This is a genomic window from Mycolicibacterium aubagnense (genome assembly GCF_010730955.1).
GTDB classification, from domain to species: Bacteria; Actinomycetota; Actinomycetes; order Mycobacteriales; family Mycobacteriaceae; genus Mycobacterium; species Mycobacterium aubagnense.
In genome coordinates this window covers 2,051,485-2,067,677 of record NZ_AP022577.1, presented here as the reverse complement: position 1 = coordinate 2,067,677, position 16,193 = coordinate 2,051,485, and the positions used below count along the sequence as shown (strand labels likewise).

Below are 16,193 nucleotides of genomic sequence, written 5' to 3'. Positions count from 1 at the left end.
CCTCAGTTGTCGGTGAAACGGCTGGTTTCTTCGTCGACCATGTCCATGGCGATACGCCGTGCCCGGATCGCGGCCCGGTCGGCCTTGACGTTGATGTCGCGCCGGCGGGCGCCGGGTTCGTCGAGCCGGCGTTGGATCGTCTCCAGCAGCGCCGCATCGCGAACGGCCCACTCGTGGAACATGATGCGCAGGTACTCGGTGATGGCGTCCGCGGCGCCGTCGTAGTTGCGGGCCATCTGCAGGAAGACATGCGTTGCGCCGGGGGATTCCGGCGTGAAGCCGTGAATTCGCAAGAGCTCGTGCGATTTTCCGTCTTCGACCTCGATGGCATAGTGCTGCGTGTGTAGGGCCGGCGACACGAAGGTCCCCTCTTCCCGCCGGGTGGCCACCGACTCCTCCGGCAAGCCGGTGATCGCCGATTCCCACGGGGCGAGGCGGCTCGGGGGAGTCTGGCGGGTGTAGGCCACCGAGCGTTCGGAGATCTCGACCTCGTCCAGCGGCGGCAGCTGCTGAATGTCCGGTGGCACGACCTCCGGGTGCGTAGCGAAGACGTCGGTCAGGTCGAGGTAATGCTCGTGCAGCAGAAGGTAATTCGCGTCGATCCGCAGCACCTCGGTGGTACTGGTCCAGCCGGCACCGTCCAGGTACCACGGCACCCGAGGCGGCGGACGCAGGGCGGCGGCCCGCGGCTCGCCGAGCCAGATCCAGATGAACGGCGCGGTCTCGACGATCGGGTACGCCGGCACCCGGGCGCCGGGTGGGACGTTCTCCTGCGACGGCACGTCGGCCAGGCAGCCGTCGGGCTCGTAGCTGAAGCCGTGATAGCCGCAGACCAGCCGGTCGCCGTCGCGCCGGCCTTCCGACAGGGGATAGGCGCGGTGCACGCAGCGGTCCTCCAGGGCGACCACTTCGCCGGACGCGCGCCGGTACAGGACTACGGGCTTGCCGAGCAGGCGCCGGGCCAGCAGTCCTTCGCCGACCTCATCGCTGAGCGCGGCGACGTACCAGCAATTCAATGGGTAGTTGGTTCTCATAGGTCGAGCACCAGCCTTTCCGACCGGGAGCGCGAGACGCAGATCATGATGGTTTTGTTCGCCGCTTTCTCCGTGTCGTTGAGCACGGAATCGCGGTGATCGCCTTCGCCGGAGATGATTTCGCATTCACACGTGCCGCAGACGCCTTCCATGCACGACCCCAGCACGTCGAGGCCGGCTTCTTCGGCGACGTCGTAGATCGTCTTGTCCGACGGCACGGTCAGGGTGATACCGGACCGCTGGCATTCGACCTCGAAGGTGTCGAGGGCGTCCGACGGCGCTTCGACGGTCTTTGCGGAGAAGCGTTCGAGGTGCAGGCTGCCGGCGGGCCAGGATTCACAGGCGTGCTCGACCGCGTCCAGCAGGCCCTCGGGCCCGCAGCAGTAGACCAGCGTGTTCTCCTGCGGAGCCGCAAGCACTGCAGCCAGCTTCGTCCGGAAACCGTCGCCGTCTTCGTCGCGCGCACAGATGGTCACCCGGTCGCCGAACAGTTCCAGCGCCTCGAGGTACGCCATTGACGAGCGGGCGCTGCCGCCGTAGATCAGCTGCCAGTCGGCGCCGGTGGCCTCGGCGGCCTCGATCATCGGCAGCATCGGCGTGATGCCGATACCGCCGGCGACGAACTGGTAGCGCGGTGAGCTCACCAGCGGGAAGTGGTTGCGTGGCCCGCGCACCCGGACCGTGGTTCCGACGTGCAGCTTGTCGTGGACGTACTGCGAGCCGCCGCGGCTGTTCGGGTCGAGCAGGATGCCGACCTGCCATTCGCTCCGGCTGGCAGTACTGCCGCACAGGGAGTACTGCCGGGTGAGCGCGGGCGTCATGACCAGGTCGATGTGAGCGCCGGGGGTCCACTCGGGCAGGTCGGCACCGGAGGGGTCGGCGAGGGTCAGCGTGACGACACCGTCCGCGGACTGCTCGCGTCGACGCACCTCGAGGTCGACCTCGACTTCCCGGTAAGCGGCGTTGCTCATCGCGACCGCCGGACCGGGATCGACTTGTACTGGTTGAGGAACAAGGCCCGCACGCGCGTCGGGTCGCCGTCCAGGGTGAGGTCGGGGAACCGGCGGACGGTCTCCTGAATCCACAGCTTCAGTTCCAGCCGCGCCAGGTTGGCGCCCAGGCAGAAGTGCCTGCCGCGACCTCCGAAGGCCTGGTGCTTGTCTGCCAGACCCTCGCGGGTGATGTCGAACTCGTGCGGATTCTCGAACGCGGTCTCGTCCCGGTTGGACGCCAGGTACCACAGCAGCAGGCGGTCGCCCTCCTTGATCTGCTTGCCGTGCAGCTCGACGTCCGTGGTCGCGGCGCGGCCCATGAAGGCGAACGCGGGCGCGTAGCGCAGGCCTTCTTCGACGGTCGCGTCGATCAGCTCGGGGTTCTCCTGCAGCAGGATCAGCTGATCCGGGTTCTGCATCAGAGCCAGCATCGTCGCGCTGTAGGTGGCGCGAGTCGAGTCGTTGCCGGCGGTCATCAGCAGGGTGAAGAACGTGGCCATCTCGAGCTCGGTGAGCTTCTCGCCATCCACGTCGGCATTCATCACCGCGGTGATCAGGTCGTCGCGCGGGTTCTCCCGGCGCTGGTTCATCTGATCGCCCAGGTACGTGATGATCTCCGTGACGATGGTGCCGGCGTCATCCCACTGCTTGCGGATTTCCGGGTCCTCGAATGCGCTGAACACGTTGGTCCAGTAGACGAGGCGCTCGTCGTCCTCGGCGGGTGTACCGAGCATCGAACCGATGACCCGGGCCGGCACCGGCCGCGCGATGTCGCGGACCAGGTCGAAGGACTCACGGTCGGCGACGCTGTCGAGCACGTCGTTGATGATCTGCTTGATGGCCTCTTCGTGGGCGGCGACGCGTTCGGGGGTGAAGGCCTTGATGACGAGGGCCTTGAGCCGGTCGTGCCGCGGCGGGTCCATTGAAATGAGCTGCAGCCGTTGGACATCCAGCGGGACACCGATGTCGTCGACGCTGAAGATGCCGCGCTTTTCGGACGAGAACGTCCGGTGATCGCGGCTGACTGCGCGGACGTCGTCGAACCGGGTGATGGACCAGAAGCCGCCCTCGCCGGGAACATTCCGCTGCGGGCTGTAGTGCACCGGGTCTTCGCGCTGCATTCGGGCGAACAACTCGTACGGCGGACCGTCGTCCCACACCGCGGCATCGGCAAGGTCGACGGCGGCGAGATCCACTTCGGTTGCGGCGGCAGTAGTCACTGGTGCCCTCCTCGTTGGTCTGATGTTTATGAAGCTATTGACGAAGGCGGTTTCGATCGACGTCTCGGGACGACCAACTCTCACGGGGTTTGCGGAGCGTCGTTGTCCTGCGGCGACAACGCCCGATTTGCAGCAACGTCGGCGCCTCGTGCTCTACGGTCATTTCATGCCTGAAACCCGCGTCGACGAGAGTGCTGTCGTCGCACGAGCAGCCGAGATCATCGGTGCCCTCGACGGCAAGTTGAACGACATCACGCAGTCGATCCAGAAAATCCTTCTGACCGAGATCTCCGAGCTCAGCGAGGATGCGCAACTGCTCGAATTGCAGGCGCACACCGTCGCGGCGAACGTCGAAACTGTCTTCGCCTCGATTCGTCACCGCATTCCGATCGAGGACGTCGTCCCTCCGACCGAGTCGCTCGAGCACGCGCGGCGGATGGCGCAGCGGGGCGTCTCCGCAAATGCGGTGGTGCGTGCCTACCGGCTGGGGCACCAGGAAGTGCTCAACTTCGTGCTCGACGAGATCGCCGCCTCCGACCTGGATCCGCGTTCGAGTCTCGACGTTTTCAAGTACTTCCAGACGGTCTCGTTCGGCTACATCGACTGGATCTCGCAGCAGGTCCTCATCACCTACCAGCGCGAGTACGACCGGTGGATGGAGAACCGAAACAGCATGCGGGCCCAGCGGGTTCGCGCCATTCTCACCGTGGCCGGCGGTGACGTCGACGAGCTGACCGAGGAAATCCGTTACCCGTTGCGACGCGTGCATCTGGCGTTGGCGCTGTGGTATCCGGACGACAACGGCGGCGACGAGCTCGTGCGCATGGAACGTTTCGCCAACCACGTGGCGACGACGCTCGGTACCCACGAGCCGCCGCTGTTCCTGTCGGTCGACCACCTCACCGCCTGGGTCTGGCTGCCGCTGTCGGCGCGCGGCGCCGAGGACGCGTCAAGCCGGATCCGTGAATTCGCTGTGGTACAACAGGATTCGCCGTGGATCGCGATGGGCAACCCGTTGCCGGGCATCGACGGATTCCGGCGTTCGCACGAACAAGCGGTGGATGCCCGTGCGGTGGCGGTGGTATCGGGATCCGTTGAACGTCGCATCACCGCGGCGAGCGACCCGGGGCTTCCTGTCGCGACGTTGCTCGGCGACAACGTCGGATCCGTCGGCGCGTGGGTGGCCGAAATCCTGGGCCCGCTGGCGAGCGATACCGAGAACGATGAGCGGCTTCGCGAGACGTTGCGCGTGTTCCTGCGGACGGGGTCGAGTTTCAAAGCGGCCGCCGACGAAATGCATCTGCATTCGAATTCGATCAAGTACCGGGTGAACCGCGCGATCAGTCGCCGCGGCACACCGATTGTCGACGACCGGATCGAGGTCGAGGTTGCATTGCTGCTCTGCCACTGGTTCGGGCAGGCAGTGCTGAACTGACAATTCGTGTCGCGGGCCATTTATGGACCGTCGGCAATGCGCGCCTGGCTGTCTGGCGAATTTTGGTTGCTTGCGACGTGGTGCATCCAGACGTAGTGCATTCAGGAGTGGCTGGCGTCGGTCCCGATCAAATGATGTGCGACGACCGTGAGTCCCGGATCCGTGGACCCGGAGGTGTCGACAGGTGCCGGGATGTACCCCGGCGGGTACCACGCGATTGGCGGGTAGGTGGGTCGCGGGTTCACCGGAGCCGAAGTATCGACCCAGTCACTCCCTTCAGGGGAGCCGATATGCCAAGGGCAGTAGATGGCCTCTGCTGCCGAGGTAATGGAGTTGGCGATGTCGAACGTGTACGGCCCCCGGTCAAGTCCAGGGACGTGGTGTATGACGTCGTCGTGTGATTCTTCGAGGTAGTTGGGTCAGGCGGGCAGTGCCGCGGGGGTAGCCTCCTGTTCGGTTGGGGTGTCGTTGACGGTGCGTGATTTGCTCAGAACGTCGAGGCCGAGGTAGCGCCGCGACTCGGCCCATTCGTCGTGTTGTTCGGCCAGCACTGCTCCGACGAGACGGATCAGGGCCGCGCGGTCGGGGAAGATGCCCACGACGTCGGTGCGCCGGCGGATCTCCTTGTTGAGTCGTTCCTGGGGATTGTTGCTCCAGATCTGGCGCCAGATCTGCTTGGGGAACGCGGTGAACGCCAGCAGATCCGGCCGCGCCGCTTCGAGGTGATCGGCGACATTGGGCAGCTTGTCGGACAATGCGTCGATGATCCGATCATATTGAGCAGCAACGGATTCAGCGTCAGGTTGGTCGAACACCGAGTGCAGCAGGGTGCGCACCCAGGGCCACGAACTCTTGGGAGTGACGGACATCAGGTTGGTCGTGTAGTGGGTTCTGCAGCGCTGCCACGCCGCTCCGGGCAGGGTGGCCCCGATGGCGGCGACCAGCCCGGCGTGGGCGTCGCTGGTGACCAGTTTGACCCCGGACAGGCCGCGGGCGGTCAACGACCGCCAGAACGTCAACCAGCCCGCCCGTCCTCAGCGGTCGTGACATCGATTCCCAGGATCTCGCGGTAGCCCTCGGCGTTGACCCCGACGGCGATCAGGGCGTGCACGTTGACCACCCGGCCGGCTTCACGCACCTTGAGCACCAGAGCGTCCGCAGCGACGAACGTATACGGGCCGGCATCGAGCGGCCGGGTCCGGAACGCCTCCACGGCGGCGTCGAGTTCCTGGCCATCACCGACACCTGCGACTTCGACAACGACGTGATGCCCAGGGTCTCGACCAGCTTGTCCATCCGCCGCGTCGAGACACCAAGCAGGTAACACGTCGCCACCACCGTGGTCAGGGCCCGCTCGGCGCGTTTACGGCGCTCCAGCAGCCAGTCCGGGAAGTAGGATCCTTGCCGCAGCTTCGGGATCGCAAGATCCAAAGTCCCTGCACGGGTGTCGAATTGACGGTGTCGGTAGCCGTTGCGGGAATTGGTGCGCTCAGCCGAGCGTTCGCCGTAGCCGGCACCGCATAGGGCGTCGGCTTCGGCGCCCATCAGGTGTGGATGAACGTGGCCAGCAGCTCGCGCAGCACGTCGGGATGGGCAGTGGTGAGTCGTTCGGCCAGCACAGTGGGCAGATCGATATTGTGGGCAGTGGTCATCGCGTCGATTCCTTTGCTCGAGTGACTTTGGACGGTCTCTCGAAGAATCACGCGATGACCTTCAATCACTCGGCTACGACACGCCGGTACCGCTGATCAGGTCCGACTCGTACACCACCTTGATGGACGCAACCCGGCCCCCGGGGGTACTGCAGTTCCTTGAGTGTTTGGTATGGCGGCTCTCCGGCATCCTGACGCTGGCACGCGGCGATGCCTTGTGCCCTCACCAACGGGAAGTTCGTTATCGTCAGGTTGTCCCCGTCCGGGCGTGTCAACAACCAATAGAAGCCTTGATCCTGCTGTGCGTCAGCCTGTGCTGGGGCGGCTGCCAGAAGGTTGCCCAACCCGGCGGCGACGACCGCGGCGCCCGCCGTGATCTTGATCAGCGTGCTCATGGCTAATCGTAGGAACGACGGCCAGGATCACCTTAGCGTCGTAGGTCCCGAGGTACCGGTGACTTAAGTCCGTCGGGCACCTCAGTCGAGCTGCTTTCGGCGGACAAGGTGTCGACGGGCGAACGGCGTGGTTCTTCCCTCTCAATCAGTCGCCAGGGCCACCTGAAGATGCCGACGACGTCCACCGCTGACATACGCCCCGGTGGTGGTAGCACGCATCGCTGCGGTTTCGCTCACAGCGAGTTCTTGAAACCCGGCACTGACCCACCCTTGAGCGCTAGCACTCACGTGTATAGAGTGCTAGGTGGCACGCGGCCAACCCCGCTCCGGCACCCGCGACGACGGTGTGTGGTCAGGGCGCTTGCCGAATACCTGGGATCCGGGGATTGGCCCCGGATCGACACCCGAACCAAGTGGAGGGCTTCCATCGTGGCAGTCAACATCAAGCCACTCGAGGACAAGATCCTCGTTCAGGCCAACGAGGCCGAGACCACGACCGCTTCCGGTCTGGTCATCCCTGACACCGCCAAGGAAAAGCCGCAGGAAGGCACCGTCGTCGCAGTTGGCCCCGGCCGCTGGGATGAGGACGGCGAGAAGCGGATCCCCCTGGACGTTGCCGAGGGCGACACCGTCATCTACAGCAAGTACGGCGGCACCGAGATCAAGTACAACGGCGAGGAGTACCTGATCCTCTCGGCCCGCGACGTGCTGGCTGTCGTTTCCAAGTAAGCATTCGTGTCCCGCCCCGGAAATCCCCGTGTCCGCACGGGTGATGTCCGGGGCGGTATGCGTATTAGCGAAAGGCTCTCATGAGCAAGCTGATTGAATTCAACGAAGCTGCGCGCCGGGCCATGGAAGCCGGTGTCGACAAGCTCGCCGACGCGGTCCGCGTCACGATCGGCCCGCGTGGCCGGAACGTGGTGCTGGCCAAGGCCTTCGGCGGCCCGCAGGTCACCAACGACGGCGTCACCATCGCCCGCGACATCGACCTGGAAGACCCGTTCGAGAACCTCGGCGCCCAGCTGGTCAAGTCCGTCGCGACCAAGACCAACGACGTCGCCGGCGACGGCACCACCACCGCCACGGTGCTGGCCCAGGCCATCGTCAAGGCCGGTCTGCGCAACGTCGCTGCCGGTGCCAACCCGATCGCGCTCGGTGTGGGCATCTCGAAGGCCGCCGACGCGGTGTCTGAGGCCCTGCTGGCCGCGGCCAAGCCTGTGTCGGACAAGACCGCCATCGCGCAGGTTGCCACGGTGTCTTCGCGTGACGAACTGATCGGCGAGCTGGTCGGCGAGGCCATGACCCGCGTCGGTGCCGACGGCGTCGTCACCGTCGAGGAGTCCTCGACCCTGAACACCGAGCTCGAGGTCACCGAGGGCGTCGGCTTCGACAAGGGCTTCCTGTCGGCGTACTTCGTCACCGACTTCGACTCCCAGGAAGCCGTCCTCGAGGACGCGCTGGTGCTGCTGCACCGCGACAAGATCAGCTCGCTGCCCGACCTGCTGCCGCTGCTGGAGAAGGTCGCACAGTCCGGCAAGCCGCTGCTGATCGTCGCCGAGGACATCGAGGGCGAGGCACTGTCGACCCTGGTCGTCAACGCCATCCGCAAGACCCTCAAGGCCGTCGCGGTCAAGGCGCCGTTCTTCGGTGACCGCCGTAAGGCGTTCCTGGAGGACCTCGCCGTCGTCACCGGTGGTCAGGTCGTCAACCCGGACGTGGGCCTGGTCCTGCGTGACGCCGGCCTGGACGTGCTGGGCACCGCCCGTCGCGTCGTGGTCAGCAAGGACAGCACCGTGATCGTCGACGGTGGCGGCACTGCCGAGGCCATCGACGGCCGTAAGTCGCAGTTGCGCAGCGAGATCGAGGCCTCGGACTCGGATTGGGACCGCGAGAAGCTCGAAGAGCGCCTCGCCAAGCTGGCCGGCGGCGTGGCCGTCATCAAGGTCGGCGCAGCCACCGAGACCGACCTGAAGAAGCGCAAGGAAGCCGTCGAGGACGCCGTCGCTGCCGCCAAGGCCGCGGTGGAAGAGGGCATCGTCACCGGTGGTGGCGCCGCTTTGGTCCACGCTCGCACCGCGCTGGACGGCCTGCGTGGCTCGCTGTCCGGCGACGAGCTGCTCGGCCTCGAGGTCTTCTCCTCGGCGCTGTCGGCCCCGCTGTACTGGATTGCCACCAACGCCGGCCTCGACGGCCCGGTCGTGGTGAACAAGGTGGCCGAGCTGCCCGTCGGCCACGGTTTCAACGCCGCCACCCTGACCTACGGTGACCTGCTGGCCGACGGTGTCGTCGACCCGGCCAAGGTGACCCGGTCCGCGGTGCTCAACGCGGCCTCTGTGGCACGGATGATCCTGACGACCGAGACGGCCATCGTCGAAAAGCCGGCTGAGGAAGCCGATCACGGGCACGGCCACCACGGTCACGCCCACTAGGAGTAGCTAGACGAAACGCCCCCGGTCCTGTTGGGCCGGGGGTGTTTCCGTCCACGCGGCTGTGAGGGGTATGCACGGAATCTCGTCGATTTGCGTGCATAGCCCTCACAGTAAGTGCGACGAGAACACCCCGGTGATTAAGCCGTTGCGCTACAACGTTATTGGGTGACCGTCATAGTGTGTCGGGGCACAGGTTGCGTTGCGCGGCATGTACCAGCATTCGGCCGATGTTGGCATCGCCAGGGTTGACTTGTGCAATCAAGTCATCGGCTGATTGCCCCAAATGCAACCGATTGCAGGCCATATAGCCTTGTGCCACGACGGCCCCGTCGGGCATCTGCTGGCCCGCGAACGACAAACCCGGGAAGTTGTCGGCCCGGAGTTCGTTGAGAAATGACTGATCGTCCGCGTGAGCCGGCGATGCGCCGACAAAGCCGCCGGCGAGCACCACCGCCACCCCGATTCCTGTTGCAAGTTGTTTTCGCATGATCCCGCCCCCGTTCTCTCGCCGCAGTAGGTCACTACGGCACTTGCGATTGCGCGTTCAACACTATGGGCGTCCCGGCCGTGCGCGCTGTCGATTGGCAGCTATTGAGGCGGCAGTAACCCGCTACCCCTGACGGCCACCACGGTCACGCCCATTAGGTAGTCGCAACGAAGCGCCCCCGGTCCTGTTGGGCCGGGGGCGCTTTTGGGTTTGCGGTTTTCGGGTCAGAACGCCTGGTCGTAGAACCCGTTGGTGGTGTTGACGTTGTCGTGGTTGTCGACGCTGTAGTGCGGACCGATGGGGGTTCCGGTGGTGGCCTGAGCGGGAACGGCCAGACCCAGGACGGCGGCGGTCATGCTCGAAGCGATCAGAGTGGCAAAGCCGAACTTCTTCATTGTGAACCCCTTCTTCGGTTGTTGTGGTGCTCTGATGGTTGAAACTGGTTGTGCGGCAGGATCATTCCGATCGGCAGGATTTGATGCACGGTTGGCAGAAATAAGTCTTCTGCGCCGATCGGCGGACGCGCCGGCCGGGTTCGGAAGTTCGGTGCTAGCGTCCGACGATGAGCGAACCGCTGTTGCGCCACGACCGTGACGACCGTGGCGTCGTGACCTTGACGCTGAACCGTCCGCAAGCCTTCAACGCGCTGTCCGAGGCGATGCTCTCCGAGCTGGGGGAGAGCTTTGGCGCCCTGGCCGACGACGGGACGGTGCGGGCCGTCGTCCTCGGGGCATCCGGCAAGGCTTTTTGCGCCGGCCACGACCTCAAGGAGATGCGCGCCGAGCCGTCACTCGAGTACTACCAGAAACTGTTCGCCCAGTGCACCGACGTGATGCTCGCGATCCAGCGGCTGCCGGTCCCGGTGATCGCACGGGTTCACGGTCTGGCGACCGCGGCCGGTTGTCAGCTCGTCGCGATGTGCGACCTCGCGGTGGCGAGCGCCGAGGCGCGCTTCGCGGTCAGTGGGATCAACGTTGGATTGTTCTGTGCGACACCGGGAGTCGCGTTGTCGCGCAATGTGCCGCGGAAGGCCGCGTTCGAGATGCTCGTCACCGGCGAGTTCATCTCCGCGGACGAGGCCAAAGTGCTGGGTTTGGTCAACAGGGTGGCGGCCCCAGAGGCGCTCGACGACGAGGTCGAGGCGATTGTCGCGAGCATCGTCGCCAAACCCGTCGTCGCCGTCGCGATGGGAAAGTCGTTGTTCTACCGACAGCTCGAAGTCGGGATCGAAGCTGCCTATGCGGACGCCGGAACGACCATGGCGTGCAACATGATGGATCCGAGCGCGCTGGAAGGCGTGCTGGCCTTCATCGAGAAACGCCCGCCCGGTAGTTGACGGCTTGGCCGCCCGCGGCGCACTGTGAGACAGGTCATATTTCCGTCCGGACATATGCGCGCAGAGAGGCGGCCGCTCGTGACCACGAAGGATAAGTACACCGAGGTGCCCGAGCCGTACTCGTGGGACACCGCCAGTGGCGGCGACGCGCGCTTCACCTGGGAGTATGACGACGGCCGGGCGCGCCTGCTGTCCCTGTACCAGAAGGGCAAGGACAAGCAGTGGGACGCGCAGTCGCGCATCGACTGGTCGCAGGACGTCGATCCGATGAACCCGATCGGCCTGCCCGACGAGTTCCACCCACTGTTCGGTAGCCCGATGTGGGACGCCGCCGACGCATCGCGCCGAGCCGAGATGCGCCATCACTCCCAGGCCTGGCAGTTCTCGCAATTCCTCCATGGCGAGCAGGGCGCGATGGTGTGTGCGGCCAAGATCGTCGAGGTGGTCCCGGATCTGGACGCGAAGTTCTACGCGGCGACCCAGACCATGGACGAGGCTCGGCACGTCGAGGCGTTCTCCCGATTCCTGCAGGAGAAGGTCGAACTGGTCTACCCGGTCAACAAGAGCCTGACCGCACTGCTGGGGGACACCCTGCGCGACTCACGCTGGGACATGCCCTACCTCGGCATGCAGGTCCTCATCGAAGGTCTCGCACTTGCCGCCTTCGGGACACTGCGTGACTTGGCGGCTCCGGGCTCGCTGGCCAAGCAGGTGCTGGCGTACGTCATGCAGGACGAGGCGCGGCACGTTGCTTTCGGCCGAATCTCGTTGAAGGACTACTACTCCGAGCTGACCGAAGCGGAGCGGGACGAGCGTGAAGAGTTCGTCGTGGACGCCTGCTATCTGATGCGTGACCGATTCCGTGGCGAGGAGGTTTTCGAGACCCTCGGCCTCGACGTCAAGGCGTGCGCCGAGTGGGTCGACACGTCGTCACCCATGATGAAGCAGTTCCGCGCGCACCTGTTCAGCCGCATCGTGCCGATCGTCAAGGACATCGGGTTGTGGGGTCCCAAGGTGCAGGGTGCGTTCGCGGACATGGGCGTCCTCGACATGGCCGGGCTCGATATCGAGGCGCTGATGAAGGCCGATGAGGATCAGGCCGAGGCCCTCGACAAGGCGCACGCCGAGATGGCCGTCCGCGCAACGGAAGTCGACCAGATCATCGCGCAGGCGGCGAGCTAGGGCCGCCGCAACGTCGTGGAGACGTGCACCGCCGAGGTCAGGGTCCGGTGCACGGGGCAGCGTTCCGCGATGGCCAGCAGCTTCTCCCGTTGGTCATCATCGAGGTCGCCGACCAGTTCGATATCGCGGTCGATGTGGTCGATCATGCCCTCCCGGGTTTCGCACTCAGCGCAGTCCTTGGCATGAATCCGAGAGTGGCGCAACGATACTCGGACCTGCTCGAGCGGCAGCCCCTTCTTGTCGGCGTACATCCGCACCGTCATCGAGGTGCAGGCGCCCAACGCGGACAGCAGCAGGTCATAGGGTGACGGGCCGGCGTCGTCGCCGAACGGCCGTGGCTCGTCGGCGATCAACCGGTGCCCACCGGCGATGATCTCCTGCGTGTAGGTCCCCGCGCCGCTCTCGGCGACAGTGACGGTGCCTTCGGGCGTTGGTGTCGTCATGAACGTCTCCTCATCAAGTTGGCATCACATTCTTTCGACCCATTGGGCGCGGGATGGACCAGGCTCGAATGCTTCAGTGAAGTACTGGGTCTCGCGCACAACCTCGGTACCCGAGAATTCCATGATGCTCACGGTGTAGAACGGTCGCCCGTCATACGTCATCACCAACTCGGTGAGCCACAGCTCACCCGAACCGACGATGCGCCGCACCTCGAAGTGCTTCACGTTCGGCTGGGCAGACCTCGATGCCTGAATGTTGTGCCGCCCGCGGATTCGCTCACCCGACTGCGGATACTCGAGAACCGCGTCGTCGCGGTAGATTTCGTGTTCTGCGGTGAAGTCGTTGGCGTCGGATGCCGCCCAGTGCCGCCGCAGAGCGGCCTCTACTTCGTCGCACATCGATGTTCTCCCTGGCCGCGCCGCGATACCTCGTCCACGACGCTAGTCGCAGCGGAGCGGTTTCGCAGCCAAAGATAGCCGACCGGTCGGCTAATATTGTGGGGTGCCGCGCCCAGCCAATCCCGAAGTCCGCCGGCGACTGCTGGCCGCAGGGCTCGATCTCGTGCATGCGCACGGATTCGCCGCCAGTGGCGTGAAGGACATCACCGACGCGGCGGGTGTGCCGAAGGGTTCGTTCTACGCGTATTTCCCCAGTAAGGAGGCATTCGCGGCGGCGATCCTCGAGCACTACTGGTCCGATATCGAGGAGCGGCTCCTGCCGCTGCTGGACGCTGACGGTCTGGCACACCAGCGGATCGCCCGGTTCTTCCATGCGCTCGCCGACGAGCATGAATCCGCGGACTTCCTGCTGGGCTGTCTGGTCGGCAACATGTCGCTCGAACTCGGCGGGTCCAGCGAACCGGTGCGCGCCGAACTGACGCGCATCCTCGATCGCTGGGACGGGGCGCTTGCCGGCTGCGTGCGATCGGGGCAGGGCAGTGGTGGTGACATTGCCGCGGACCGCGGAGCGTCCGAGTTGGCATCGGTGCTGATCGAGGCGTGGGAGGGTGCGGCATTGAGGGGCAAGGTCACCCGTAGCCGCGCGCCGTACGACCGATTCGAAACGGTCACGTTGCCGGCGCTGCTGCGCTGACCCGAGCTGTTATGCAGGCCACTAGTGGTTGCTCTTGATTTATAGACGACCGGTCATCTATTCTTGCGGTGTCAACATCCGCCGACCGCGAAGGCTGTGCCATGGCAGACCACTCCGACTATGCCGAGCCGCCGCAACCCGCCTTACCGAGTTCCGGCTTCGTGCTCGACCATGCGCGTGCGGCGCTCGTCGTCACCGATCCCCAGATCGATTTCCTTAGTCCCGACGGAGTGGCGTGGTCGGTGTTCGGTGCGAGCGTGGAAGAGAACAACACCGGTGCGCACATCGGCGAACTGTTCGAAGTGGCCAAGCGTGCCGGACTCACGGTCGCCGTCTCGCCGCACTACTTCTACCCAACTGATGGGCAGTGGCGGTTCGGCGACCCGCTCGAGCAGTTCATGGGCGGTGTCGGCATGTTTGCGCGTGCCGGCGCCTACACAATGGATGGTTTCGCCGACTCCGGCGCGGACTTCCTGCCCGCGTACCGGCACCACATCCATGACGGCCGCACCGTCATCACCTCACCCCACAAGATCGTGGGTCCCGAGTCGAATGACCTTGTGCTGCAGTTGCGCAAGCGCGGCGTGACGCAGGTGATCCTGGCCGGCATGGCCGCCAACCTGTGCGTCGAAGGGCACCTGCGCGAACTCGTCGAACAGGGCTTCGAGGTGGCCGTGGTCAAAGACGCCACGGCGGGTCCACGCCTGCCCGAGGGTGACGGTTACCTGGCTGCGCTGGTGAACTTTCGGTACCTGGCCAGCGCGGTATGGACCACCGCGCAGGCGGTCGCCATCGTCGGCGGGGGTGTGGATGGCGGCCAGTGAACCTCGAAACACATTGCCCCTAAGCACTTTCCGCACACCAAGCCATCAGTGAACAAGGAGATCAGGATCATGACACTCAACGACGATGTGAGACAGCGACGTTTCCCGTTGAACAACGGCAGCGGCGCAATCCCGGCCCTCGGGTTCGGGACTTCACTGTCCGACAACACGAAGACCGAGGCCGCGGTGATCGCAGCGGTCGAAGCTGGATTCCGCCACCTCGATGCCGCCGAGCGTTACCGCAATGAAGCGCAGGTCGGTGCGGCGCTGAAGGAACTGTTCGCGAACGGGACAGTCCGCCGCGAAGACCTGTTCGTGACCACCAAGTTGTGGAACAACAACCACCGCCCGGAACGGGTCAAGCCCGCGCTGCAGGCGAGCCTGAACCGGTTGGGATTGGACACGCTCGACCTGTACCTGGTGCACACGCCGTTCGCGTTCCAGCCTGGCGATGATCAGGATCCCCGGGATGTGCATGGGAACGTGATCTACGACAACGGCGTCACCCTGGCTGAAACCTGGGCTGCCATGGAGCATCTCGTCGACGAAGGGCTTGTCGGCGCGATCGGACTTTCTGACATCAGTGCCGAAAGAACCAGGGACGTGCTGGAGTTCGCGCGGATCAAGCCGGCAGTTGTCGAGGTGGAGGCACACCCGTACCACCCGCAGTGGGAACTGTACGAGCTGGCCAAGAGCCATGGCGCCATCTTGTTGGCGTTCGCGTCGCTTGGTCATGCACTCGAACCACGACTGCTCGACGATCCGCTCATCGTCTCGATGGCGCGGCAGTTCGATAGGACGCCCGCACAGGTCTTGCTGGCTTGGGGAATCCAGCGTGGCAGCGCAGTTCTGACGGCATCGGTCACACCCTCTCGGATCGCCGAAAACTTCGCTGTCGCAGCACTTCCCGATGACGCGATCGACGAGATCAACGAGCGCCTGGACACCCGTATTCGATTCAACTCCGTTGTCGACGGGGGGGAACCTGGGTTCACCGAAGTGCCTTCGGATCGCTGAAGGGAAGTCCGGCCATGACGAAATTGCTGTACCTCCAAGCGTCTCCGCGCAAGAGTGATTCGAAGTCGAGGCAGATCGCCACGGCGTATCTCGATGCACTGACGGCAGTCAACCCGCACCTCGAGATCGATAACCTCGATCTGTGGGAGACGGAACTCCCTGCATTCGACGGCGACAAAGCGGCTGCGAAGATGAACGTCATCAAAGGAGCCGAGCAGGATGGCGCCGGACAGTCGGCCTGGGACGAGATCGTGGCAATCGCCGACCGCTTCAAGTCTGCCGACCGGTATCTCATTGCTTCGCCGATGTGGAACTCCGGAATTCCGTACCGGCTCAAGCATTTCATCGATCTGGTTCATCAGCCGGGGATTCTGTGGAGTCTGGACCCGCAGGCCGGCTACCGGGGACTGCTCACGGGCAAGCATGCCACCCTGACCCTCACCTCCGGCGTGTACGCACACGGTGTAGCCGAACCGGCATTCGGAGTGGACCATCACGCCGCGTACCTGCGCATGTGGCTCAATCAAGCTGGGATTCAGGAGGTCGACGAATTGCGATTTCAGCCCACGATGCTGACCGGCAATCCGACCGGCGATCTGGCAAAGGCGCTTGAAGATGCGGAAAAGCTTGCGGCAGCGCATGGCTACGTCTGAC

At 64.8% G+C, this 16,193-nt stretch carries 17 protein-coding genes and 1 pseudogene; 9 read left to right on the top strand and 9 right to left on the bottom strand.

What is annotated here, in order from left to right:
• Nucleotides 1-2: 2 nt before the first annotated feature.
• Genes G6N59_RS10195 through G6N59_RS10185 form a run of 3 tightly spaced genes read right to left on the bottom strand, consistent with a single transcriptional unit; the run spans nt 3 to nt 3,246 of the window.
• On the bottom strand, nt 3-1,034 hold the full coding sequence (locus tag G6N59_RS10195; RefSeq protein WP_138232083.1) for a Rieske 2Fe-2S domain-containing protein: 1,032 nt from the start codon (nt 1,032-1,034) through the stop codon (nt 3-5).
• Nucleotides 1,031-2,005 (bottom strand): PDR/VanB family oxidoreductase, encoded by a 975-nt coding sequence (locus G6N59_RS10190; RefSeq protein ID WP_138232082.1) that lies wholly within the window; start codon nt 2,003-2,005, stop codon nt 1,031-1,033. Before G6N59_RS10190 ends, G6N59_RS10195 begins: the two co-directional genes overlap by 4 nt.
• A complete protein-coding gene (locus tag G6N59_RS10185) occupies nt 2,002-3,246 on the bottom strand; it encodes a cytochrome P450 (protein ID WP_138232081.1) in 1,245 nt (414 codons plus the stop codon). The genes G6N59_RS10190 and G6N59_RS10185 overlap by 4 nt, the downstream gene beginning before the upstream one ends.
• A 166-nt stretch (nt 3,247-3,412) precedes the next feature.
• Here G6N59_RS10185 and G6N59_RS10180 point away from each other — a divergent pair, with 166 nt between their 5' ends.
• Nucleotides 3,413-4,681 (top strand): PucR family transcriptional regulator, encoded by a 1,269-nt coding sequence (locus G6N59_RS10180; protein WP_234884377.1) that lies wholly within the window; start codon nt 3,413-3,415, stop codon nt 4,679-4,681.
• A gap of 419 nt (nt 4,682-5,100) precedes the next feature.
• Here the strand turns inward: G6N59_RS10180 and G6N59_RS10175 are convergent.
• Both G6N59_RS10175 and G6N59_RS10170 read right to left on the bottom strand, forming a co-directional pair.
• Nucleotides 5,101-6,333, bottom strand: a pseudogene (locus tag G6N59_RS10175) (IS256 family transposase).
• A 65-nt stretch (nt 6,334-6,398) separates the two neighbouring features.
• Nucleotides 6,399-6,728: a DUF732 domain-containing protein gene (locus tag G6N59_RS10170; RefSeq protein WP_138232062.1), complete on the bottom strand. Its 330-nt coding sequence runs from the start codon at nt 6,726-6,728 to the stop codon at nt 6,399-6,401.
• 426 nt (nt 6,729-7,154) lie between these two features.
• On the opposite strand from G6N59_RS10170, the gene groES reads away from it, so the two are divergent.
• Nucleotides 7,155-7,457 carry a co-chaperone GroES gene (gene groES, locus G6N59_RS10165; RefSeq protein ID WP_029367666.1) on the top strand — a complete coding sequence of 101 codons (303 nt, stop codon included), beginning with the start codon at nt 7,155-7,157 and terminating at the stop codon, nt 7,455-7,457.
• Nucleotides 7,458-7,537: 80 nt separating this feature from the next.
• Nucleotides 7,538-9,157, top strand: a complete 1,620-nt coding sequence (gene groL / locus G6N59_RS10160; protein WP_138232061.1) for a chaperonin GroEL — start codon at nt 7,538-7,540, stop codon at nt 9,155-9,157.
• Between the two features lie 172 nt (nt 9,158-9,329).
• Here groL and G6N59_RS10155 read toward each other — a convergent pair whose 3' ends face one another.
• Nucleotides 9,330-9,614, bottom strand: coding sequence for a DUF732 domain-containing protein (locus G6N59_RS10155; RefSeq protein ID WP_234884374.1), 285 nt, complete (start codon nt 9,612-9,614; stop codon nt 9,330-9,332).
• 254 nt (nt 9,615-9,868) lie between these two features.
• Nucleotides 9,869-10,039 carry a hypothetical protein gene (locus G6N59_RS30555; protein ID WP_170212441.1) on the bottom strand — a complete coding sequence of 57 codons (171 nt, stop codon included), beginning with the start codon at nt 10,037-10,039 and terminating at the stop codon, nt 9,869-9,871.
• A 167-nt stretch (nt 10,040-10,206) separates the two neighbouring features.
• Here G6N59_RS30555 and G6N59_RS10150 point away from each other — a divergent pair, with 167 nt between their 5' ends.
• Together G6N59_RS10150 and G6N59_RS10145 are read left to right on the top strand one after the other, a co-directional pair.
• A complete protein-coding gene (locus tag G6N59_RS10150; protein ID WP_138232059.1) occupies nt 10,207-10,980 on the top strand; it encodes an enoyl-CoA hydratase in 774 nt (257 codons plus the stop codon).
• 78 nt (nt 10,981-11,058) lie between these two features.
• Nucleotides 11,059-12,162: a ferritin-like domain-containing protein gene (locus G6N59_RS10145; RefSeq protein WP_138232058.1), complete on the top strand. Its 1,104-nt coding sequence runs from the start codon at nt 11,059-11,061 to the stop codon at nt 12,160-12,162.
• On the opposite strand, the gene G6N59_RS10140 is transcribed toward G6N59_RS10145, so the two are convergent.
• Both G6N59_RS10140 and G6N59_RS10135 read right to left on the bottom strand, forming a co-directional pair.
• Nucleotides 12,159-12,605 (bottom strand): OsmC family protein, encoded by a 447-nt coding sequence (locus G6N59_RS10140; protein WP_138232057.1) that lies wholly within the window; start codon nt 12,603-12,605, stop codon nt 12,159-12,161. The genes G6N59_RS10145 and G6N59_RS10140 overlap by 4 nt on opposite strands.
• Before the next feature lie 24 nt (nt 12,606-12,629).
• The gene (locus tag G6N59_RS10135) at nt 12,630-13,004 is read right to left on the bottom strand and encodes a nuclear transport factor 2 family protein (RefSeq protein WP_138232056.1); all 375 of its coding nucleotides are present in this window, start codon (nt 13,002-13,004) and stop codon (nt 12,630-12,632) included.
• A 103-nt stretch (nt 13,005-13,107) separates the two neighbouring features.
• On the opposite strand from G6N59_RS10135, the gene G6N59_RS10130 reads away from it, so the two are divergent.
• The 4 genes from G6N59_RS10130 to G6N59_RS10115 all read left to right on the top strand — a co-directional run bounded on the left by G6N59_RS10130 (nt 13,108) and on the right by G6N59_RS10115 (nt 16,192).
• The gene (locus G6N59_RS10130; protein ID WP_138232055.1) at nt 13,108-13,698 is read left to right on the top strand and encodes a TetR/AcrR family transcriptional regulator; all 591 of its coding nucleotides are present in this window, start codon (nt 13,108-13,110) and stop codon (nt 13,696-13,698) included.
• Between the two features lie 101 nt (nt 13,699-13,799).
• Entirely contained in the window at nt 13,800-14,522 is a 723-nt protein-coding gene (locus G6N59_RS10125; protein WP_138232054.1) for an isochorismatase family protein, read from the top strand.
• A 69-nt stretch (nt 14,523-14,591) separates the two neighbouring features.
• Nucleotides 14,592-15,539, top strand: coding sequence for an aldo/keto reductase (locus G6N59_RS10120; RefSeq protein WP_138232053.1), 948 nt, complete (start codon nt 14,592-14,594; stop codon nt 15,537-15,539).
• A gap of 14 nt (nt 15,540-15,553) precedes the next feature.
• Complete coding sequence (locus G6N59_RS10115) at nt 15,554-16,192, top strand: FMN-dependent NADH-azoreductase (RefSeq protein ID WP_138232052.1); 639 nt, start codon at nt 15,554-15,556, stop codon at nt 16,190-16,192.
• The last annotated feature ends 1 nt before the right edge of the window (nt 16,193 follow it).